Genomic DNA, 22,165 nt, shown 5'->3' with positions numbered 1-22,165 from the left:
ATTTAACGAATAGCTTGACGGGAGCGTAATTTATGGGTCAAATCCTTGCATGGATACTGGAATACGGATATTTGGCAATGTTCGGCTTGCTTGCCCTTGGAGTAGCCGGTATGCCGATACCTGACGAAGTGCTGATGATCGCCTTTGGCGGGCTCGTGTCTCAAGGACACTACAACTTTATTGCCGCGCTTGCAGTCACATTTTCCGGAAGTATGACTGGCATGATGCTTAGTTATACGCTCGGTCGTTTGCTAGGCAAGCCGCTGCTGCATCGATACGGTAAATGGGTGAGGCTTACGCCATCGAGAATTGCTTCTTCCGAGAACTGGTTCGGACGCTACGGCACTTGGGGCATTCTGTTCGGTTACTTTGTTCCTGGCTTGAGACATGTGTCCTCATATCTGGCAGGTACGACCCGTTTGAGTGTCTTTCGCTATATGATGTATGCATCGGCGGGCGCATTGCTGTGGTGCGGCACGTTTCTGGGAATTGGACATGCGGTGGGCATGCACTGGGAACAGGTGGCGAAGCTGATGGAAAAGGTGACACATCGGATAGGGCTGGCGGTCATTCTTCTGATTATTTTGGGAGGAATAGTCGCGTGGTTTTGGAATAAGCGTAAAAAAAATGTCACATGAACGTATGGGAAAGCAAGCTATGGCTTGAAAGCGTCAGGTGATGTATGGTACTTTTACCGCATAGGAATGCCGTGGGAGGTCATGGAATGGAAGTATTAAAGGAACGGATTATAAAAGAAGGCGTCGTTGCGTCGGATCAGGTGTTGAAGCTGGATGGATTACTTAATCACCAGGTGGATCCGAAGCTGACGATGGAAATGGGACGAGAGTTCGCAGCTCGTTTCCGGGAAGAGAATATTACGAGAGTGGTAACCGTGGAATCCTCAGGTATTGCCATAGGTTTCGCAACAGCATTGGAGCTGGGTGTACCGCTGGTGTTTGCCCGCCGCAAAAAGACTTTATTGGCCGACCCGGACGCATTATGCGAACGTGTGCCTTCATTTACGAAAGGCATTGTCACGGACATTATGCTGTCCCGTCAATTTATTCATGAGCATGACCGTGTTCTGTTCATTGATGATATTATCGCCAATGGTGATGCCGCAAGAGGTATGGTCAAAATCATTCAACGCTCCGGTGCGGAGCTGGTCGGATTCGGCGTGGCCGTGGAAAAATGCTTCCAGGCCGGGGCGAGAACGATCCGTGAGCAGGGTATACGGGTAGAGTCACTTGTCAGAATTTCATCGTTAACTGACGGCAAGATCGAGTTTGCCGAATAGTAACAATTTAGAAACTGCTGATCCTTATTTCTAATAATAACCTTTGCATGAGCTTCAATTTCGCTTATAATGTAGATAAGGTTTTGGGAGAGGAGGCAGCAACATGGGGAAAGAGCAATTGACCGAACAGTTTTTTCTGGAAAAACTGGCAGCGGCTAAAGTACATTTTGAACGTGCCTTGGATTGTAAGCATACGGAATTTGACGATTTGTATCCCTATATGATTGAACATCCTCAGTTTTTTTGGTACAAACGCTATGTGGCCTGGTCTGAGTTGTTGACGTTGGTTAACTTATGCGAAGAATTGTCCTTCTCTTGGAAAGAAGAATTTACTGCCCACCAAGTGGAATACGTAGATCAGCGAGTGTTGTCTGCACAAGTGCTGGACTTCTGGTATGAGAAGAACGATACAAAAGAACATGATCACAGTGTAAATCAGTCGGGATAATTTGTCGCTCTGTTGGCAATCCATATAAGTAGTAAGAGGGAAGAGACCTAAATGATTTCGTTTAGGTCTCTTTTTAAACTTTTTAATGTGCATAAATAAATGATAGCTGCCGTGTTAGAAACGATTGTATAAGGGGGGACAGGGATGATTAAGGATGAAGAATTAGACGCCTATCGGCTCTCCGGTGAGAAGGTGCGCGTCGTGCGGGATGGGCTGGAGTCCAACGATGTGGTAGGCATAGTGCTGGCGTGGGACGAGGAGCAGGTGCTTATCCGCCGCCAGAATCGGCGTGTGGTCAAGCTGGATCGTAGCTATACATATCAGTCGTTCAGCGAGCCGCGTCACAATCCGATTGAACTGTATTAGACGAATGGGTCTCGAGCTGGCTGGATAAAAGGGTTTGAAGTGACTGGATAAAATAGGTGTACGTGTTGATGGCATATGCAGCCTGTAAACCGGACACAGTACATAAGAATATACTCCATATGAGAGGGTGTGCTGTGTCTTGACGGTTATGAATGAGAAAATACATGCGTATAAGGATCAAATCAGTCATTTAGAAGATAAGCTGCCGGAGGTAGTTCATGCCTATCATCGTTTCACCGGGGAGTGTTTTCAAGCCGGGAGTCTGGATGAAAAGACCAAGCAACTGATCGCGCTAGGTATTGGTTTGTTTGCCAATAATGAGGTATGCACGTTTTATCACGTGGACGAGGCTCGGTCCAAAGGAGCCAGTGATCAGGAGATTATGGAGACCATTGCTGTAGCCGCAGCGGTAGGCGGAGGACATGCTCTTAGCCAAGGGGTTACACGTGTACAGAAGGCGCTGCAATAAAGCGAATTATTAGTGGGAATTCTTTATACACCGTTCATAGCGGGTAGGAATGGATAACGATAGCTGATGTTTATGTAAAGAAGCTTCCGAGCACGCTTGTGCCTGCGGAAGCTTCTTTCGTTTGCGGGCTGTGCGGGGATTATGCACTTCCGCTTGCGGCAGAAGCAGCAGGGCGAAGCGATTTACGCTTATAGGCCGAGGAGGATGTAACCAGACTTCGTTCAACAAACCGTAGGGGCTTGGAAGCTGAGCGGCTGTCTGGAAACTCGGAGCGATGTTTTTCGGGTAAAGGGGAGGCAGCTGTATGAGGCATAGAGGTTGAGAGCCCCAGATAAGCGCGCATTCGTTCATACATTTCTTTGCGGAATACAGGCATAGCCATACTGAACTGCTCTTTATTTCCTTTACTTATATAGGTGGCGTGAACGCCTGAGTGGTTTTGTTGTATGTCCAAAACACGAATATGACATTTATTAAATTCATGTTTTATTTCAGATAGTAAGATTCCGGTACGATCTACTCCTGCGTTAACCATTTCGACATAAAGATCAGGCGTTTTCAGCATACCGCTTTCTTCAAGAATAAGACTGTCCCGCTCAAATACCTTTTGAATAAAGGTAAGGAGCAGATAATTTTTCACAAGAGACAATTCATTCTGAGTAGTAACTGAAGAGATCATAACCATTCACCGCCTTAGGAAAATGTGATGATAATCCATATCTGACTGAACGAAAAGAACTAGCGTTCTCAGGAACTTATGTTCTTATTTTAGTGTATTATTCCTAATTTATCAAGAGGGAATAAAAATATATAGTGTTTGACTTCTTCTTATGAGCATGGTATGATCTATCTTGTCGCTAAGAAAGATTGATCTTTCGAGGACGAATGACAACATATATGCGGTCGTGGCGGAATTGGCAGACGCGCACGGTTCAGGTCCGTGTGGGCTAACCCCCGTGGAGGTTCGAGTCCTCTCGACCGCATCATCTTAAAAATGAACGCTCTTGAATTTCCCCTGTGGAGATTCAGGAGCTTTTTGCATATTCGGGACATGTAAAGTGGTACTCATGACACCCATATGTAACCCCTCATGAATGTTTGCTGCATTGGTGTAAGCGTCTAAATCGCCAAGTACAAGAATGACTGTAGATGCGGTCTTGATTTTGATTTGTTTCTGGCGACGGCCTTCAAAATCTGGCTGGACATTCTATAATAGCAAGGAGTAACATGGCTGCTTCTGAAAAAGCCAACTTTATATCGCACCAACAAAAGAGTCTGTAGTCCTGAAATGGTATGGGGTCCTTTTTGGTGTTTAATGCTTAACCGTCAGACGACAGCAAGCGGCACATCATTTCCTCGTACCGGCGTTCATATAATGTACATCATGACGGTATATGGAGGTACAAGAGAATGGACGATGCACGGAGCGCGGTCGATGAGGGGACAAGGAAGCTGAGGAACTTTTTTATGCGCCAGCAGCATCAAGACGGATCATGGCATTTTTGCTTTGAGAACGGGGTGACGATGGATGCTTATGTCATGATCCTCTTTCGGATATTGGATATACAGAATGAAGAGCTGATCCGGCGTCTGCATGATCGCATCCTTGCGGAGCAGCAGCCGGAAGGCTGTTGGCGTTGGTACCGGGACGAGCAAGAAGGTAATTTATCCGTTTCCATTGATGCCTATTATGCCCTGCTCTATTTCGGGTACAGTGAACCGACGGACGAGTCGATGGAGCGGGCCAGGCGTTACATCCAATCGCAAGGTGGGCCGGGGAAATCGACCAGCATTCTGACAAAGGCGATTCTCGCTGCAACGGGGCAGCGCAAATGGCCAACATCGATCTCGTTCATACCGCTGGAGATCATCCTTTTTCCTGCCTATATGCCAATTAATCTGTATGAATTCTCAGGTTATTCCCGCATCCATCTGATCCCTATGCTGATCATGGCGGACCGGAATTTCTCTATATCAACGAATAAGGCTCCCATTGTATCCGATCTGTTCGATTCACGCTATGATGACGATGAGCCGCAACCCCAGGAGCACCGGGAGATCGCGGAAAGCATACGTATCGGTCTCAGCAGACTTCTCGGAACTCCCCGTTATATCCATGAAGCAGCTCTAAACAAGGCGGAGCAGTTCATGCTGAATCGAATCGAATCGGATGGCACCCTATACAGTTATGCGAGCAGCACCATTCTCATGGTTTTTGCCCTGCTTGCACTGGGCTATGATAAACGGCATCCGCTTATTTTAAAGGCCGTTCAAGGGTTGACAGAGATGCAGTACCGCTTTGACGGTAAAGCTACCATTCAGAATTCGCCCTCAACGATCTGGGATACGGCCTTGATCTCCTATGCGCTGCAGGAGTCCGGCGTCGCCGAGGATCATGAGGCCGTGCAGCGGTCGGCAGCCTATCTCTTATCCAGACAACAGGACAAAGCGGCGGATTGGAGTGTTCATAATCCGGATACGGTTCCTGGCGGCTGGGGATTCTCCGAGACCAATACCTTAAATCCCGATGTAGACGACACAACAGCCGCTTTAAGAGCGATTCACTGCCTGTCCCGTACGGATCCTAAATATCGTGACTCATCCACCCGGGGACTAAACTGGGTTATGTCTATGCAAAATAAAGACGGCGGTTGGCCTGCGTTCGAAAAAAACACCAATAAGAAAATGCTCACATGGCTGGCCATAGATGGTGCCAAGTCCGCCGCTATCGACCCTTCGGGAGCCGACCTTACTGGACGCACATTGGAATACCTCGGAAATTGTTGCGGATTCGACACGAGGCACGATTTCATCAAACGGGGGGTCAACTGGCTGATCTCCCATCAGGAGAAAGACGGATCATGGTATGGAAGATGGGGGATTTGTTACATTTACGGCACTTGGGCGGCACTGACTGGTTTAGAGGCTGCCGGGCTTCCGGCGGACCATACTTCGATTCAAAAAGGAGCGGAATGGCTCTTGCAGATTCAAAATTCGGATGGGGGCTGGGGTGAATCCTGCATCAGCGACCGGGTGATGAAATACATGCCCTTAGGGGAAAGCACGCCATCCCAAACTGCGTGGGCACTCGATGCACTCATCGCGGTTCAGCCGCAGCCGTCTGCTGCCGTAAATAGAGGAATATACAAGTTGATGGAATTGCTGCAAAACGACGATTGGCCGACCGCATATCCCACGGGTGCCGGGCTCCCGGGTAACTTCTATTCTCATTATCATAGCTATCGTTACATCTGGCCGCTTCTGACCCTAAGCCATTATAAGAAGAAATACGGGGAATAAGGAGCCATACGGCATCTATGTGGCAGGAATGGTTATATGGTGTGAGGGCTTAGCTCGTACAGGATGACTTTATTGCTCGGAATGAGGTCAATATTCCCCATAGAATGAAGGTATTGGTCAGGGGAGGGGAGAGGCCTCCCCGAAGCTGTCGCTTCGTTAATTTGTCAATGGTAGAGAGTGTGCTGGTTCGGTTGTCGTTCTCTCCGAGTTCTCTCAAACGTCCAAAATCGACCACATTTTGCCGACTTGCCGGGCGCTTGAATTAGACGAAAAGACCGTCAGAAACCTTGATTTTACAAGGGTTTTGACGGTTTTTTAATTCCGTTCCATTGACTTATATTCCGCTAGGATCCCAATCGCATACGCGGTTCAGGTCCGTGTGGGCTAACCCCCGTGGAGTTCGAGTCCTCTCGACCGCATCATCTTATAATATACAGGTTCGTGAATTGCTTTTGTAGCAGCTTACGGACCTTTTTATATGCTTATGAGATTTAAGCTGTTGCTCAAGACTTGTGTCAAAGAAATTAGAATAAACTTGAATGAATAATGAATCAAATCACTCACCTTGATCAGCAAATGCTGCTGTCTAAACAATAACGAATAAAACAACTGCCGCTCGTAAGATATAGCGGCAGTTGTTTAGTATTAACTGCATGAAATTAACTGTATCAGGACTCAGCTTCTCCTCTTTTCTTTGAGCGCGCCCCTGCCAAATGGACTACTAGCGAAGCTACCACCAAAAATGCAGTTACACCTACAATGATAACAAAAAAGGATTGATCAAAAGCAGAACGGCCTGCAGCTTTCAATGCCTCTGCAGCCTGTGCAGGCAAACCCTCTGCAACCAGGAGTGCTTCATCCAGGCTGTCTTTCACATTCGCAGGAACATGGAGTCCCGAAGGGACTTTCATAGCCAGAGTATACACAAGGGTTGACATGCTTCCGATGATAGCAATCCCCGATGCTCCCCCCATTTCATAGGCAACTTCCTCAATGGATGCAGCCATACCTGCTTTCTGAGGGGGGCATAGTTCATAATGGAATGAGATGCCGCTGTCATACCTGCTCCCAAGCCTGCACCAAGCAGGGCCAATCCAAGGATCTGCCCGGCAATGCCTGAATTAAATTGCATAAGATAGATGCCCATACCCAGACCGGCAATCAGAAGAGAGATGCTCTTAATACGGATAACGTCATAGCGATGCAATATGGACCCGGTTAACGGGCCGGCAATGAGAGATGCAATCGGTATGCTTATCGTGTACAGTCCTGCTTGGAGAGGCGACAGACCTTCCACCAGTTGAAGACGCTGGGTTACAATATATTGAATCCCCATCTGTGCAAATGCACCCACCAAGGCAGTTATAAATCCGGTGCTGAACCTTGTAATTTTGAATAAAGTAAGATCAATAAGAGGGCTGGCGCTTTTATTTTGACGACGGATAAAGATGATAAGTGCCAAGACGCCGATAACCGCACCTATTACGGCCAATATTGGAGACCCGTCACGACGGGCAAACTCTTTGATTGAATAGATGAGTCCCACCATGGCGATCATGATTTGGATGGAACCGGTAAGATCCCATTTTTTCTCTTTATTGCCCGTATGTTTTGGAACATAAATCAGAGTTAATGCAAAAGCAATGATCGCAATCGGCAAGTTAATCAAAAATACAGAACCCCACCAAAAATGCTCTAAAAGAAGCCCGCCGACGATAGGACCTAGTCCTGCACCTCCTGCGGAAACGGAGCCCCAAATTCCGATCGCTAATCCACGCTCGCGTTCATCGGTAAATGTAATCCTAATGATTGACAAGGTAGCAGGCATCATCATAGACGCTCCGACTGCAAGAAGAACCCGAGACGCCACTAATACAAAGGGCACGGGAGAAAAGGCGGCAGTAAGCGAAGCAGCAGCAAATACAAGCAAACCGAGGGTAAAGATTTTTTTATAACCCAATCGGTCCCCAAGCGTTCCCATTGCTGGCAGCAGACCCGCCATAACGAGCGAGTACCCATTCAGAATCCATAATTTTTCTGATGCGGATGCACCGAGGTCATGGGTTAGGCTTGGCAATGCCGTGTAAAGGATGGTCATATCCATTACAATAAGTAAAAGTGCGCTTGATACGATAGCCAGAATCATCCAACGTTTGAATTTAGACATGTTTTCCTCCGTTAATACAAATTTAAGGTATTGCAATTAAAACTTTAAACTATAGGGTTACACTATACTCAAGTAAAAATTCATGGGTATACTAAATTATTAGGTTTCTAAAATCATAACGGAGGAAGAGTTATGTCAAAAAGTCACAGCCAATACTTTACTACCAGTGAGCTCGCTAAAACTTGCGGAGTTACCAAACATACCCTGTTCCATTATGATGAGATTGGACTCTTAAAACCAGAATTCACAAACTCAAAAGGCTATCGTTATTACTCCATTCAGCAATGTTACACGCTTGATATTATTAATGTGCTGAAGAAGGCGGGGAGTTCACTACAGGAAATCAAGGGATTTATTCAGAATCAGAACACGCCTCTACTCATAGAACTGCTCAAACAGAAACTGCATGACCTGGAAGTAGAACGGATTAGAATAAAACGGTTGCAAGGCCTTTTGAAAGGCGCCATTGAAATGACGGAGCAAGCTAACGGAGAATTACGCGATGGGCCATCGATTGAGGAATGTGAAGAGGAATATTTCATCGCCACACCATTGGAACAGGGAGATGGTGATAAGGAGTTTGCTCACAAATTAAGCGAACATCGAGATTATTGCGAAAATCACTTTGTTGATTACGAGTTTCCGATCTGGACGATTTTATGCAAGGATCGTTTTGAGTCAGGCGATTATTATACGGACTATATTGCCAATAAACTCAAGGCTCCGATTTTGGAGGAGAGAATGATCACCAAACCCCAAGGACTCTATGCAGTCATGAATCACAGAGGATCATATGAAACAATGTCAGAAACGTATTCCATTATAAGAAAATATATAGAGAGTAATGGGAAGGCTATATGCGGAAATGCCTACGCGGTGGAATTGCTCAGCTATTTTGCAGAAAAAAATCCGGACGACTATGTAATACGGATATCGGTTGAGGTTTGTTAAGGGAGAAAATTTCTTTTATAAGGTTACCCTTTAAGATATGATAGAAAATAACGCATTTTATGATGAAGCTATTGAAAGGTTGGATGAGAGATGGAGAAAGCAACTTTTGCAGGTGGATGCTTCTGGTGTATGGTGACTCCGTTCGAGGAGCAGCCGGGCATTCATGGCATTGTCTCAGGCTATACTGGAGGGACGATTCCCGATCCGACCTACGAACAGGTTAAAACAGGAACTACAGGTCACTACGAGGTGGTGCAGATTACTTTTGAGCCTGAGCTGTTTCCTTATGAAAAGCTGCTCGAATTGTATTGGCCGCAAACAGACCCTACTGACGGGGAAGGTCAATTTCAGGATCGGGGTACACAGTACAAGCCCGCTATTTTTTACCATACGGACCAGCAACGGGATCTTGCAGAGCAGTCCAAGGAGCAGTTGGCAAAAAGCGGACGTTTTGACAAGCCCATCGTGACGGAAATTCTTCCGGCCTCCATATTTTATCCGGCAGAGGATTACCATCAGGATTATCACAAAAAGAATGTGAAGCATTACAAGGAAGACCGCGCCCAAACGGGTCGTGATGAGTTTATAAATCAGAACTGGTAAGCAAGTTTAGCATACATTTTGCGTACGTAAGGCAGATCAGGGATAACCCTTTGGGTCTGCCCATACATATTTAGGACTCGTTACTCACACAATGAAGGGACAGAGAAGGAGGCTGACCTGTAATGAGTAAACGAACGAAACTTCACCTGAGAAACATCATAAAGAAGGCTATACAGGCTACTCGCAGCCGTAAAGAGCCGACCTGTGCACATGTGGTTTTCCAAAATCCGAGAATGAAAAAAAACTTAGCTGTGTGTATTGTGGTAGGTCTTGTTTTTACGGTATGCGGGAATGTCTGGAGCATGGATGTAGCAAGCGCTACGGGTAAGCAGGATCAGCACCAAAAGATGGTGGCCGTCATTATCGACGACATGGGCAACAACATGAAAGGGACTAAGCAAATTTTAAATTTGCCGGTTAAAATCACGGTTGCGGTAATGCCGTTTCTGCCCTCCACCAAGCAGGATGCCATAGAAGCTCATAAGCGCGGTCATGACGTCATTGTACATCTTCCAATGGAGCCAAAGCAGGGAAGACCAGAATGGCTTGGACCTGGAGCGATTAAGGCAAATATGTCGGATGAAGAAGTACGCGCCAAGGTGACAGCAGCTATTAAGGAAGTCCCTTTTGCGATAGGTATGAACAATCACATGGGCTCCAAGGTCACCTCAGACAAACGCATTATGTCCATCGTTCTCGACGTTTGCAAGGAGCGTGGGCTATTTTTTGTCGACAGCCGTACGAACTATTGGTCTGTAGTGCCTGAACTTGCTGTTGAAAAGGGAATGCCACCGGTGCGCAATGACATTTTTCTGGATGATGCCCATACACTCGCCCATGTGAATCGGCAATTAACCAAGGTGGCTGAATGGGTGGACGAGCACGATACCTGTGTAACCATTGGTCACGTTGGTGTAGCTGGCATGCACACGTTCTCGGCACTTCATTCATCGGTTCCTGCGCTAAAAGATCACGCCAAGTTTGTGGGCATTAGTGATTTGGTGCGTTCCGTATGGGGATGGAAGGGAGCTCCTGCCACCCACACTACCATACCGTCAAATGAGCAATAATGCCTTCGGCTATCGCTTCTGCAACGTTTTTTTGACCGCGATCCCCGGAAAGAATAGCCCTGTCCTGTTCATTGCTGATAAATCCGGTTTCTACGATTACAGCGGGAGGCTGGATTTTATTTAAAAGATAGAAGGGTTTTCCGTAAACCGTTTCTCTGTTCATGCAGAATAAGCGGTTTAATGAATGTTGAATCCGCTCTGCCAACAGATAGCTGCTGCCTTCATCCTGGTACAAAACAATCGGTCCCCGTTTTTCGGCACGTTTGGTCCAATTCACATGCAGACTGACGACCAAAGCAGTAGGTAGTTGTTCTGCCAGGCTTTTACGCTGGGCCAGGTCTTTCAGATGCCGGGATTTGGATTGAAGCCAACGATTATCGTCGCTTAGAGCATAGTCCTTGTCCCTGTTTAAGATCGCGGGATAGCCCTGTGAGCGTAAAATCAGGTACAGTTTTTGACCTATTGCGAGATTGACGTCTTTTTCAAGAAGCCCTTTATGGCTCGTTCCACCGTCCACGCCTCCATGACCGACGTCTATAAGCACAACGGGTTTGGCAAAAGCGTGATACGACGAATGTACGTTGAATTGGCTTTCTGAGTCCTTGTTCGGATAGATGCTTTTTTCGCCGGGCTGGGCGCTTGCATAGGCAAAGGGTATAAATACAGCACTGCAAAGGACACTTAAAATTAATCCCAGTCCAGTTAACCATTTGATGTTTAGCTTTTCTTTTCGCACGTCCCATTCCTCCAGTAGACGGATTGATTATTTTGTTATTCAGTTACTGCAAGAAATAAACAAGCATAACCAAGAAATAAACAACTATAACCAAGCAGCATAGCTGCCTTAAACAAAATCATTAGCCTTCGGGTAACTGTTTTGTTTAAGATAGTATGTTCCATTTAAGGGAAGTCATGCATAGTTATTCCCGCAGGGTTAGCCTTTTTGGAAAATGAGCAAGCTATGCTTATCTGCATCCAACGTGTGAATTTGATGTTTTCCTGCAATGCGAACAAAATGTCAGGGATGCAGTTTAAAGGAGGTCGCGGAGGATGGCCAAGAGTGACGAACTGGTGACGTACATTACGCAGCGAATTGTTCGGTATATGGAAACGCCGCGCGATGTGCGCCGTAGCCGCAAACAATCCAGAGAGCCATGGGTATACAAATGGTTCGGAATGCTGCCGCTCGCTCTGAATATGTGGATTAAATCCGCACGCAAAGGGCGAAAGGAGCGGCATTAAACTCGCCAAAGAGACCACAAGAGGCATATGGAATGCCGTTTGAGGTCTCTTTTTGTGTTATAGAAATGTTCAAGAATGATTTCGTAATTTATGACTAAGGATGGATACGATAAAATTCACCACCAGATAACAGCCGGTCCAGCGGCACAAAGCGGGAAAGTCCGGTGCGGCAAGTTGCCGCATACATAATAGGATGAGACAGATCAGGCGAAGGGTTCCAGGATTGATATCCGTTAATAGCCAAAGGGCCGCCAAAGGCAAAATTTATGCTGGTCGCAGAAAATACGATACGTGATGATTCATTCAGTGTGTTGGTAAACTGATTTACGTTATGGATGGAAAGCTTTTGTTGGGGCAGAAGCCAGCTAAGATCGTCATAGGGGTCAAAAGGCTCAGCCGAAAGGGTAATCGCCTGTGCCCCTGCTTTCAGAGAGAGAGCAGAAGAAGAATTTGTGCTGCTGTGTAGCTTGTTTTTCCAGCTTCCATTGGCTACCTCCGCAGGCAATGGATCACCCGTAAAAGCGTCGATGCATGCTTCGCTGCCCGTGGAGGAACGCACTCGCCAGTAGGCTAATAGCGGTTCCTCATACATGGGAGTAATTTGCAGCTTGTCGATGGATGAAAGGTCGGTTTCTGTGAGGGATTTAAGGGATTGGCGGAGTAAATTCATACTGTACGGCCCGCCCGGCCCGTTTCCGTATTCATTAAGCTGATAAGCGCCGTTATGATCTGCCCCGATAATCAGGTAGCCAATGTATTCATCTCCACGATTCACTTGCACGAGCCAGCTATGGGTTCCGGGTCCGAGGGGATGGTAGCTAAGCTCGGCATCTTTCCACTGGGCAAATGGAGACTGTGCTGATAGCGACTGCACCGTATCGGAGGATACCCGCTTTACGTCCGTTGGTACCCCTTGCTCCTGAGCAGGAGGACTTGCGGAAGAGTTATCCGGAGAAAGGTAGGGGCTTACAGGAGCCGCCTCGGTTTGCTCCTGCTTCTCAGCTTGGTTTGGTTCGTGGGTTCCGCTGGGGAAACCAATGAACTTGCTTCGTAAGGGGGTGACGGGTTTGCGATGTGATCTTGGGTTGCTAAGGGGGCCGCTTGAATGGAAGCAAACGGACAGACTGCGGACAGACCGATCAGAACAGCCGCAATCATACCAACGCTATAGTGTCCGGAATTTTTTTTCAATGAAATCCACCTTTCTGACGGCATAATGCACCGATGGAAGCTTTTTTATCCAGCATATAGCTTGTCCGATAAAAAGACTGCTACACCTTGTCGGCACATCTGTCCTGACCGGGTTCGTTTTTTGCTGTCGATAAGTAGCAACAGGCTTGGCAAAGCTTGTCGGTACAGCAATAAACCCGATATAGTCTGAAGCACGATGTTAAAAGCTGACGATACCTCTGCAACCAGCCTGCGAAGGAGCGTGAGATATCGGTTACCGCAGATGAAATATCCCGCAGTTAATGGCGGATACAAGCACCTTCGGTTCATATTGCCATACCATTTCTTTGCGGCGGGCCTGATGCTGCTCTTGTACGGCTTCTTTTTGTTCCTCTTCTTCTTTTTGCTCCTTGACCAAATCATCGTAATAGTGATCAATAACCTCCAATTCCTCGCGCAGCCGTTCTCTGGCCTGCTCAGCCCACTTGTAATCCTGTTGGCTTAGCTGAACATTGAGATAGTTTTCCAGCGAGGTGGAGGCCTCCGGAACAGATAACTTTGCAGGCTGCACATGCATATTGCCTGCCAGCAGGGGGCTGAGCTGCCGGGATTCGAGCATGCCGCCAAAGTCGGGTACAATCGTGCCGCTTTGAGCGAAATCCCGAGCCAATGCAGCTCTTCCCGCTTCAAATCACAGGCAAATTCGATCTTGTAGCAGACGCCCAGCCAGGCTTCATACACTGCGGGAGAACGCGCGGATAATTGACGAGCATTGGGCTGCTCGAACAAATTGACATATTTCCCTCCATCCCGTGCAGCTTCAAAAATTTGATGCAGCCGACGACTCCCATAACGCAGCTCTTCCTGCAAAATACGTCCGGGCCCTAGCTGCGGTAACGCCGGAACATGACCGAAGTAACGGCCCATGACCTGATCCTGCGCCGGGCTGCCGGACGCTGGGGCTGGTTGTGGACCTTGCCCCGGTTGTGCTTGTGACGGGGGGAGGGACGTATTTTCCATCGAACTTTCCTGTGCCGTCCGGTAGGCTTCCCCATCGAAAATAAAGGTGAACGACATCGTTTGCGCCGGAACACCCGTACGCTCCACATAGCCCCAATAGTAGGGGCGGTTCGTTAGAGCTTTATCCGCTTCGGGAGAAAGCTTGACGGTCACATGGTTGGGCGACCTCTCGATCACGTTGCATCCGGTCGCTTCCAGATACGTGAGGACAAAGCGCTGTACCTGCTGTGAATTCATGGTCATATCAGTTGCCTCCTTTCGCGCTGCGTCGGGCTTTGGCTGGAGGGACAGCGCTGCCTGAAAAGCCTAGCAAAGCAGCGGTGGTTTGGCTTGTCCCCGTCAAACGCCCGTTGATCTGATTGGCTTCGGAGGACATATCGGTTGGCGTATCCGAAGTAGATGGACTTTCTGTGCGAATCTGTTTCATTTCCTGTTTGATCGAATCCAGCGAATGACCGAGCTTTTGCATTTTTCGGCGTATTTCATCATCACTGCTGGATTCAAGCATGATTCTATACAGGCTCTTTTCAATGGATTCCTTCTTTTCAAACCGTTCCAGAATGACGTCCAGCCCGCCTATAACCATTTCGAACATATTGATTTTTTCATGCAGCAGGTGGAGGATATGCTCTTCAATCGTTCCGGTGGTGGACAGGTTGAAAATATTCACATCATGCGTCTGTCCCAGTCGATGCACACGTCCAATCCGTTGTTCCACACGCATGGGGTTCCACGGCAGGTCAAAGTTAATCATATGGTGGCAAAATTGCAGGTTAATGCCCTCGCCGCCCGCCTCCGTGGCAATCATCACCTGAATGCGTCCGCGGAACAGATCCATCATCCAGTCCTTGCGTCCCCGGTTCATGCCGCCTCGGTAAGGAACAGCGGATAGCCCCCGGTCGCGAAAATAGTTCAGCAAATATTCCTGTGTAGCCCGGTATTCGGTAAAAATAATTACTTTTTCGTTCATTTGACGAATGAGTTCAAGCGCTTTTTCCGCCTTGGAATTGGCTTTAATCGCTTTGATGTGCGCGACCAATTCCCAGACGCGATCACGCAAGGGAGAGTCGGGCGCCATCTTTTTAGACAAATTGACAAGCGTTACGAATACCGCATCCCGGCTACTGCACACTTCCCGCTGAAGGGTAACGAGGGACAGCATACTGCTCAAATTTCCGCCATTCGCCTGATATTGATCCTTGACAAAGGAAGTGACTCCATCGTATAGCGCTTGTTCTTCCGGCGAAAGCTCCAAGTGAATGTTGGAAACATTTCGTTTGGTGAATTGGACCGGCCCTTCGCCGCGACGGTTGCGGATCATGACTTTGGACAGCTCATCCTTGAGCTGATCCTCATTTTTAGGTAGACGTTTATCCACAACGAAGTTAGCTGAAAAATCCCCGTGTCGTCCTAACTGACCGGGCTTAAGCAATGTAATGAGATTGAACAGTTCGGACAGATCATTTTGGACAGGGGTAGCGGTCAGGAGCAAACAATATTTTTTTCGCAGCTTCATAATAAACTGGTAGTTGGATGTTTTTTTATTTTTCAGCTTGTGGGCTTCGTCGATAATGAGCAGATCATAATCAGTGTCCAGCAGGATGTTGCTGTGTGGCTCCCGCTTGGCTGTATCCATAGAGGCCACGACGACCTCGGACGACCAGGAATATGCTTTTTTCTGAGCGACAGCCGGAATGCCAAATTTGCTGTTCAGCTCACGAACCCATTGAAGCACCAGGGAAGCGGGGACAAGAATAAGTACTTTGGCGGCAAGCCCGCGAACCAGATATTCTTTTAGAATCATTCCAGCTTCGATCGTCTTACCCAAGCCGACTTCATCAGCGAGGATGGCGCGACCGGACATTTCAAACAATACCTTTCGGGCCGTATCCAGCTGATGGGGCAGCGGAGTGAGGTCTTGCAAATGCTTCAGACATTGAAGCTCATCAAAGCTGGGGACCAGCTTGGCCTTTTCCGCCTCAATCGCCAACTGATATAGACCCCAATCTCCCCAAGGTCCTCCTTTGCAGAGGCGTTGGTCCAGCTCATCCTGCCAGCTACGGTCAAATTGCACCGGAACAGGCAATGGTGTCTGATTTTGTGATTGTGGGGAACTTGTCGATTTGGCTTTCATGATGAATTCCCTCCCTCCTAGTAATGGCGCAGATGAAGCTCTTGGTTCTGTCACATCGTTGGCATCTATGTTGCACAGATCGTAGATGTAGTATGGACGGAAAAAGATATCTTCATAACAGGAGGGGTGAAATCCTTTAGCTGCCTTCCATTAGCTTTTGGAGTTTGCTTTCTGTAGAGGTTTGTGCGTTCGGGGTGTAGATGCTGCAACGCAGATCGACGCTGCCTTGTACCTGAAGGGAGGTCAGGTCGAACAACATTTTGCCTGCCTTGGCATGACGAAATTCAATCAGCACCTCCGGCGCAGAGCTGACCTCACTCTGATTCCAAAGTTCATTAAACTCCGGATAAGCCCGGCTCATGTTCTGTATGAACTGTGCATACCAAGGGTCTGTCACATATTGTCCGTAATAAGCGCGGAAAATAGCAAGGAATCCTTTTACAAAATGCTCCCAGTTTACAGCCAGACTTTTAAACTCTTTTTTGGTAAACAGCAGCTCAATCATGTTGCGCTGTTCATGGGGCAGCTCTGCAAAATCCATAAACACATGAGCCGCCGCCGCATTCCAGCCGACAATATGGCAACGCCGATCTGAAATAATAGCAGGGCAGTAGCGTAGCTCCTGTACTATTTTTTGCAGGGAAGGGGAAATAACCGTCTGCTCTGCAAGAGCAGGAGGTGTTTGAAATCCGGTTTCAAGCGCCAAATCATACAAATACTTTCGTTCGTCCGCGTTTAGCTGCAAGGCGGCGGCAATGGCATCCAGTACAGAGGCGGACACCTTGATATCGCGTCCCTGCTCCAGCCAGGTGTACCATGTGGTGCTGACACCTGCTAATTGAGCCACTTCTTCTCTGCGCAAGCCGGGTGTTCTGCGGCGTGATCCGTTCGGCAGACCGACCTTATGCGGGTGTAAACGGGCTCTTTTGGTTTTAAGAAAAACAGATAGTGCTTCCAGACGTGCTTCCGGTTTCATAGCGAGTTCTCTCCATTCGATGGTGGATAAGTAATGAGCAGTTAAGGCTCTAACTATAGTAGTGTTCATTATACCAGGATAAACAAACACTTGTAATAGGATAAGATAAGGGTAAAATGAGGATTATAAGTAAGCAATCGAGCAGGAGGAATGAAGAGCGTATGCAAAGAGTTGTAATTACAGGTATGGGTGTGGTTTCGCCACTGGGCAATGACGTGGACACGCTGTGGAAGAATCTGCTGGAGGGTCGTTCAGGTATACGAAAAATAGACACGTTCGATGTGTCCGATTTGAAAGCACAGATCGCCGGACTGGTACAGGATTTTGATGCAGAAAAGCAATGGGGACGTAAAGACGCCAGACGAATGGATCGCTTCACTCAGTTTGCGTTGTTTGCGGCAGAGCAAGCGCTGAAGGACTCCGGTCTGGAACTGGATAACACGAATCTGGAGCGTGTCGGTGTCTATGTAGGATCAGGAGTCGGCGGTCTGGATACGTTGGTGGACAATGTGAATGTATTACAGAATCGTGGGCCAGGCAGGGTCAGTCCGACTCTGGTACCTATGATGATTTCAAATATGGCTGCGGCGCAAATCAGTATTGCGTTCGGAGCAATGGGTCCCACGCTTTCGCCGGTTACGGCCTGTTCCATTGGAAATACGGCGATTGGAGAAGCGTTTCGTACGATTCGCACAGGAGATGCGGATGTGATTTTTGCAGGTGGAGCGGAGGCAGCGGTTACCAGACTGGCGCTTGCGAGCTTCTCCAATGCAACGGCCTTGTCGACTCGTAACGAGGAGCCTTCGATTGCGAGCCGACCGTTTGATAAGGACCGCGACGGCTTTGTTATGAGCGAAGGGGCGGGCATTCTGGTACTGGAGTCGCTGGAGCATGCTGTTCAGCGTGGCGCAGAAATAGTTGGGGAGGTCATTGGCTATGGCGCAAGCTCGGATGCCTACCATATGGTTGCACCGCACCCGGAAGGAACTGGAGCTTATCTGGCGATGAAAGCAGCCCTTCAATCCGCCCATATCACGCCTGAAGAGGTGGATGTGATCAGTGCGCATGCAACGAGTACGCCCGTTGGCGATCTGGCCGAGACCCTCGCAATACACAAACTGTTCGGTGACCATGCCTACCAAATTCCGGTTACCGCGAATAAATCCATGCTCGGTCATATGCTGGGAGCCGCAGGCGGTGTCGAAGCCATTGCACTTGTACAGAGTCTAAGGGAAGGCATCATTCCGCCAACGGTTCATCTGGACAACCCGGACCCGGCTTGTGATCTGGACTATGTGCCTCACGAAGCACGCAAGGCCTCATTAAATATCGGGCTATCCAATTCCTTCGGATTTGGCGGTCACAATGCGGTCATCGTTATTAAGCGTTATGAGCCATAAGTGAAATAAATGATTTAACCTCAGGAGTTCTATCCAACGGGATGGAATGCCTGAGGTTTTTGCTATTGGCAACGGGTTCATTTTAGATAAGAGATAGAGTAAGATGGAGGAAAACATTTGGAGGCGCATTGGAAGTAATGATTTTAATCAGGAACATAGAACCAGCAGATGCTGAAGCGTATTGGAATTTTAGGCTGGAAGCTAGTGCGATTAATGGTGAAAGGTTTTGGAGAGATGAAAATTGAACGGTTGCTTTCTATCGTCATTTTGCTGTTGAAAAAAAATAGAATTCAGGCGAAGGAACTGGCAGATTTGTATGAGGTTTCGATACGGACGATCTACAGAGATATCGAGGCGATTAGCCTGGCTGGTATTCCGGTGGTAACCTATCAGGGGGTAAATGGAGGAATCGGCCTGATGGATGGCTACCGTCTGGATCGAAGTGTGCTGACGGATGGCGATGTGAAGGACATTGTGATGGGCTTGCAGAGCTTGTCCTCATCGTTTGGTGGACCGAATGTGACCCGGCTGCTCGATAAATTTGAAAGCATTATACCAGATTCGGGAAAAGCACAATTCAGTGTTAATACCACACAGTTCATCGTCGATCATTCGGGTTGGGGAAATCAGTCTGCACAGGAGGCTAAGCTGGTAAAGGTGAAGGAGGCGCTGAGTCAAGCGAGTACGATTGCTTTTACTTATCGGAATGCGCAGGGAGCCGTGACTGCACGGAATGTCGAGCCGCACACGCTCGTTCTGAAAGGACAGCAATGGTTTGTATACGCCTACTGTCTCGACAGGGAGCAATTTCGTTTGTTCAAACTATCCCGCATGAGTGATCCTGTCGTGATGGAGACGGCTTTCACTCGCCGGGACCTTTCCTATGAAGTGCTACCATGGAATGAGGAACGGCTGACGGCGGTTAAGACGGTACAGCCTTTTACGTTGCAATTTAACCACAAATCCCGGCATCTGGCGGAAGACTGGTTTGGCGTGGAAGCATTGACCGAGCAGGGAGAAGGGATGTATACGGTTTCGGTTCCTTTTCCCGAGGATGCGTGGATGTATGGATTTATTTTAAGTCTCGGGCCGGATGTGGTCGTCAAGGAACCTGCTCATTTACGGGAAAAGATTCGGGATATGGCGTTACGTATTGCATCCAATTATGGAGAGCCCCTGATAGAGAATCCCGAAAAACATAGAATATAAAAACAAACCTGACGGATAGTTGTCAGGTTTGTTTCGTTATACTGATGTCATATCAATCACGAAAGGGGATTTACAAAATGGATAAAGCTTGTCAAAGTTGCGGGATGCCGCTGGAGCATGAGGAACAATACGGAACGGACGCACAACAGGTCAAAACAGATGAATATTGTAAGTATTGTTATAAGGAAGGTGCGTTTGTTCAGTCTGATTTGACGATGGAGGAGATGATTCAGCAGTGCGCACCTATTCTCGCAGAGCAAGGGATGCAGAAGGAAGAGGCTGTTGCAATGATGCGTAGTTATCTGCCAAATTTAAAACGCTGGCGTTCACAGGAGAGTACGGAACGTGAAGAAGATTTTAAACCGATCCGGGAGGAAAGTCGGGGGGAGATTCGCCTGATCGGACTGGCAGCACGTACAAGCAACCGGAATGAGCAAACATCCCAGGCAATCATTCCAGGTATGTGGGAACGCTTCTGGAGTGAAGATGTGCCTGGACGGATAAGCGGGCATGAAGAACACCGTTCTGTCTATGGTTGCTATACCAATTATGAAAATGGGGTTTTTGGCGACTATACCTTTTTTATCGGAAAAGAAGCGGCTGCGGATGGTGAATCTCCTGACGGTCTTGAACAACTCGTTATTCCGGCTGCGCGTTACGCTGTCTTTCAAGCTACACCCGAACCTTCCTCGGTCTTCCGGGTATGGCAAGCGATTTGGAGCTGGGCCGCCTCGGGACAAGCAGAGCGGACGTACACAGGTGATTTTGAAGTGTATGGCAATCCTGATGAGCCCGTACTAATTTACATTGCGATCAAGTGATGATTAGGTAGTAAAAACAGAGAGAGCCGTCCGACCATTGCTGTGGTGCGGACGGTTTTTTTTGCTGTTTAAATCATAGTAGTCACCCTTCATTCAAGTTGAACGGAAGGTTACTGCCCAAAAGACGAGAGCCAGAGCACTGACGCCAGCACCCAATAGACATACCCCGTTCCAGCCTGCATATGTGTACATATGAGTCGAAGCGATGGCCCCGGTGGCGCTGCCGATGGAATAAAATATCATGTAGCCTGCGGTCAGTCGGCTGCGTGCCTCAGGACGTACAGTGAAAATCATGCTCTGATTCGTCACATGCACAGCCTGTACCGCCAGATCCAGAAGGATAACGCCAAGGACCAAAGCGAACAGCGAGTGCTCGGTATAGCCGATAGGCAACCAGGATAGCAGTAGCAGAGCCAGCGCGATACCCGTCGTCCGCTGTCCTGAGCCTTGATCGGCGAGACGCCCTGCCCGAGCAGCCGCTAATGCTCCGGCGACTCCGGCCAGACCAAAGGCCCCGATGGCAGTGTGTGAAAGAGATAGCGGCGGGGCACTGAGAGGCAGTACCAGCGAAGTCCACAATATGCTGAACGCAGTAAAAATGAGCAAAGCCAGCACGGCTCGGACACGCAGAATCCGTTCTTGCACGAACAGGGTGAGAACCGAGCGAAGTAGCTGCGGATAGGATAGCGTTGTTCCTTTGGGTTCATTCTGTGGCAGCACCCGAAACAGTGCTACAGCCATGAATAGCGTCAATGCGGCAGAAACAAGGTACACCGAACGCCAACCCGCGAGATCGGTCAATACACCAGCCACGGTTCGTGCCAGCAGAATACCGATAACGACACCGCTGGTCACCAGACCTACGATGCGTCCGCGTTCAGCCGGGGCGGCCAAGGTCGAGGCGAACGCAACAAGTGTCTGTGTGACGACAGCCAGCAGCCCAACTGCTGCCATGCCCATGAGCAGGATTGTACGCGTGGGAGCCAGGCTAACTGCGACTAACGCCAGCACGGATAGGAGCATTTGTCCGGTAATCAGCCGCCGCCGATTCAAAAGATCGCCAAGCGGGACGAGCAGAAACAGTCCCAATGCATAACAAATCTGCGTGACTGTAATGACGATGCCAACCGATGAATGTGTGATGCCAAACTCGTGTGCCAGCGCGTCCAGTAATGGTTGCGCGTAATAAATGTTGGCGACAGCCAGCCCACAGGCGATGGCAAATAGGAGTGCCACAGATCGGGACATGGAATGAACGGGGGCTGTTTCGGCAGCGTTGGCTACAGTTTGATGGGGCAGGAGTACCGCTTTTTCTTCTGACGTTTTCATTTTCACATACCACATCACTTTCTGTGAGTTACATACCGACAAGTATAATATACCGATTGGTACGTAATGATTTTAGATTAATATAACTTGCGTCCATACGAGATGTCAAGAATTTATCATGTACATATTTGACAGTCGCTTCTGATGATCATACAATCTTAATATACTGAACGATACGAAAAGAAGGGGTTAT

Annotated in this window: 22 protein-coding genes, 1 tRNA gene and 1 pseudogene; 14 read left to right on the top strand and 10 right to left on the bottom strand. The window is 48.2% G+C overall.

Annotated elements, in window-relative coordinates; translation table 11 throughout:
- Positions 1-32: 32 nt before the first annotated feature.
- The 5 genes from ASL14_RS02320 to ASL14_RS02300 all read left to right on the top strand — a co-directional run bounded on the left by ASL14_RS02320 (position 33) and on the right by ASL14_RS02300 (position 2,580).
- The gene (locus ASL14_RS02320) at positions 33-638 is read left to right on the top strand and encodes a DedA family protein (RefSeq protein ID WP_044646364.1); all 606 of its coding nucleotides are present in this window, start codon (positions 33-35) and stop codon (positions 636-638) included.
- 86 nt (positions 639-724) lie between these two features.
- On the top strand, positions 725-1,297 hold the full coding sequence (locus tag ASL14_RS02315) for a xanthine phosphoribosyltransferase (protein ID WP_134910298.1): 573 nt from the start codon (positions 725-727) through the stop codon (positions 1,295-1,297).
- Between the two features lie 103 nt (positions 1,298-1,400).
- The gene (locus tag ASL14_RS02310; protein WP_007429850.1) at positions 1,401-1,745 is read left to right on the top strand and encodes a hypothetical protein; all 345 of its coding nucleotides are present in this window, start codon (positions 1,401-1,403) and stop codon (positions 1,743-1,745) included.
- A 144-nt stretch (positions 1,746-1,889) separates the two neighbouring features.
- Entirely contained in the window at positions 1,890-2,111 is a 222-nt protein-coding gene (locus ASL14_RS02305; RefSeq protein ID WP_134910297.1) for a hypothetical protein, read from the top strand.
- Positions 2,112-2,250: 139 nt separating this feature from the next.
- Positions 2,251-2,580: a carboxymuconolactone decarboxylase family protein gene (locus ASL14_RS02300; protein ID WP_044646366.1), complete on the top strand. Its 330-nt coding sequence runs from the start codon at positions 2,251-2,253 to the stop codon at positions 2,578-2,580.
- A gap of 139 nt (positions 2,581-2,719) precedes the next feature.
- Here the strand turns inward: ASL14_RS02300 and ASL14_RS02295 are convergent, their stop codons facing one another.
- Positions 2,720-3,259: a YhjD family protein gene (locus ASL14_RS02295; protein WP_134910296.1), complete on the bottom strand. Its 540-nt coding sequence runs from the start codon at positions 3,257-3,259 to the stop codon at positions 2,720-2,722.
- A 220-nt stretch (positions 3,260-3,479) separates the two neighbouring features.
- Between ASL14_RS02295 and ASL14_RS02290 the strand changes: the two genes are divergently transcribed.
- Positions 3,480-3,563, top strand: a tRNA-Leu gene (locus ASL14_RS02290).
- Between the two features lie 427 nt (positions 3,564-3,990).
- Positions 3,991-5,880, top strand: coding sequence for a squalene--hopene cyclase (gene shc / locus ASL14_RS02285; RefSeq protein WP_134910295.1), 1,890 nt, complete (start codon positions 3,991-3,993; stop codon positions 5,878-5,880).
- Positions 5,881-6,548: 668 nt separating this feature from the next.
- Here the strand turns inward: shc and ASL14_RS27665 are convergent.
- Positions 6,549-6,806: a hypothetical protein gene (locus tag ASL14_RS27665; protein ID WP_223264169.1), complete on the bottom strand. Its 258-nt coding sequence runs from the start codon at positions 6,804-6,806 to the stop codon at positions 6,549-6,551.
- The gene (locus ASL14_RS02280; protein ID WP_223264168.1) at positions 6,788-8,047 is read right to left on the bottom strand and encodes an MFS transporter; all 1,260 of its coding nucleotides are present in this window, start codon (positions 8,045-8,047) and stop codon (positions 6,788-6,790) included. Before ASL14_RS02280 ends, ASL14_RS27665 begins: the two co-directional genes overlap by 19 nt.
- Positions 8,048-8,179: 132 nt before the next feature.
- Here ASL14_RS02280 and ASL14_RS02275 point away from each other — a divergent pair, with 132 nt between their 5' ends.
- From ASL14_RS02275 to ASL14_RS02265, 3 genes are all read left to right on the top strand, one after another.
- Positions 8,180-8,998, top strand: a complete 819-nt coding sequence (locus ASL14_RS02275) for a MerR family transcriptional regulator (RefSeq protein ID WP_134910294.1) — start codon at positions 8,180-8,182, stop codon at positions 8,996-8,998.
- A 90-nt stretch (positions 8,999-9,088) separates the two neighbouring features.
- A complete protein-coding gene (gene msrA / locus ASL14_RS02270) occupies positions 9,089-9,601 on the top strand; it encodes a peptide-methionine (S)-S-oxide reductase MsrA (RefSeq protein WP_134910293.1) in 513 nt (170 codons plus the stop codon).
- Positions 9,602-9,723: 122 nt separating this feature from the next.
- Positions 9,724-10,671: a divergent polysaccharide deacetylase family protein gene (locus tag ASL14_RS02265; RefSeq protein ID WP_134910292.1), complete on the top strand. Its 948-nt coding sequence runs from the start codon at positions 9,724-9,726 to the stop codon at positions 10,669-10,671.
- On the opposite strand, the gene ASL14_RS02260 is transcribed toward ASL14_RS02265, so the two are convergent.
- A complete protein-coding gene (locus ASL14_RS02260) occupies positions 10,646-11,407 on the bottom strand; it encodes an N-acetylmuramoyl-L-alanine amidase (RefSeq protein ID WP_134910291.1) in 762 nt (253 codons plus the stop codon). The two genes, ASL14_RS02265 and ASL14_RS02260, sit on opposite strands and share 26 nt — an antisense overlap.
- 314 nt (positions 11,408-11,721) lie before the next feature.
- Here ASL14_RS02260 and ASL14_RS02255 point away from each other — a divergent pair, with 314 nt between their 5' ends.
- Positions 11,722-11,913, top strand: coding sequence for a YqzE family protein (locus ASL14_RS02255; protein ID WP_025685457.1), 192 nt, complete (start codon positions 11,722-11,724; stop codon positions 11,911-11,913).
- Between the two features lie 94 nt (positions 11,914-12,007).
- Here ASL14_RS02255 and ASL14_RS02250 read toward each other — a convergent pair whose 3' ends face one another.
- From ASL14_RS02250 to ASL14_RS02235, 5 genes and pseudogenes are all read right to left on the bottom strand, one after another.
- Entirely contained in the window at positions 12,008-12,787 is a 780-nt protein-coding gene (locus ASL14_RS02250) for a hypothetical protein (protein WP_223264167.1), read from the bottom strand.
- A gap of 92 nt (positions 12,788-12,879) precedes the next feature.
- Entirely contained in the window at positions 12,880-13,104 is a 225-nt protein-coding gene (locus tag ASL14_RS27660; protein ID WP_223264166.1) for a hypothetical protein, read from the bottom strand.
- A gap of 253 nt (positions 13,105-13,357) precedes the next feature.
- Positions 13,358-14,346: pseudogene (locus tag ASL14_RS02245) on the bottom strand (YqhG family protein).
- Position 14,347: 1 nt separating this feature from the next.
- Positions 14,348-16,237: a DEAD/DEAH box helicase gene (locus tag ASL14_RS02240; RefSeq protein ID WP_134910290.1), complete on the bottom strand. Its 1,890-nt coding sequence runs from the start codon at positions 16,235-16,237 to the stop codon at positions 14,348-14,350.
- Between the two features lie 136 nt (positions 16,238-16,373).
- Positions 16,374-17,213: a helix-turn-helix transcriptional regulator gene (locus tag ASL14_RS02235; protein WP_134910289.1), complete on the bottom strand. Its 840-nt coding sequence runs from the start codon at positions 17,211-17,213 to the stop codon at positions 16,374-16,376.
- 161 nt (positions 17,214-17,374) lie between these two features.
- Here ASL14_RS02235 and fabF point away from each other — a divergent pair, with 161 nt between their 5' ends.
- The 3 genes from fabF to ASL14_RS02215 all read left to right on the top strand — a co-directional run bounded on the left by fabF (position 17,375) and on the right by ASL14_RS02215 (position 20,643).
- Positions 17,375-18,613 carry a beta-ketoacyl-ACP synthase II gene (gene fabF, locus ASL14_RS02230; protein WP_134910288.1) on the top strand — a complete coding sequence of 413 codons (1,239 nt, stop codon included), beginning with the start codon at positions 17,375-17,377 and terminating at the stop codon, positions 18,611-18,613.
- Between the two features lie 234 nt (positions 18,614-18,847).
- Positions 18,848-19,822: a helix-turn-helix transcriptional regulator gene (locus tag ASL14_RS02220; RefSeq protein WP_134910287.1), complete on the top strand. Its 975-nt coding sequence runs from the start codon at positions 18,848-18,850 to the stop codon at positions 19,820-19,822.
- 77 nt (positions 19,823-19,899) lie between these two features.
- Positions 19,900-20,643, top strand: coding sequence for a zinc ribbon domain-containing protein (locus ASL14_RS02215; RefSeq protein ID WP_134910286.1), 744 nt, complete (start codon positions 19,900-19,902; stop codon positions 20,641-20,643).
- Positions 20,644-20,736: 93 nt separating this feature from the next.
- On the opposite strand, the gene ASL14_RS02210 is transcribed toward ASL14_RS02215, so the two are convergent.
- Entirely contained in the window at positions 20,737-21,972 is a 1,236-nt protein-coding gene (locus ASL14_RS02210) for an MFS transporter (protein WP_134910285.1), read from the bottom strand.
- Between the last annotated feature and the right edge of the window lie 193 nt (positions 21,973-22,165).

This window comes from Paenibacillus sp. IHB B 3084 (genome assembly GCF_001447315.1).
Lineage (GTDB): Bacteria > Bacillota > Bacilli > Paenibacillales > Paenibacillaceae > Paenibacillus.
Note: the sequence above shows the minus strand (reverse complement) of the source record. Positions and strands in the feature narration are given on the sequence as shown.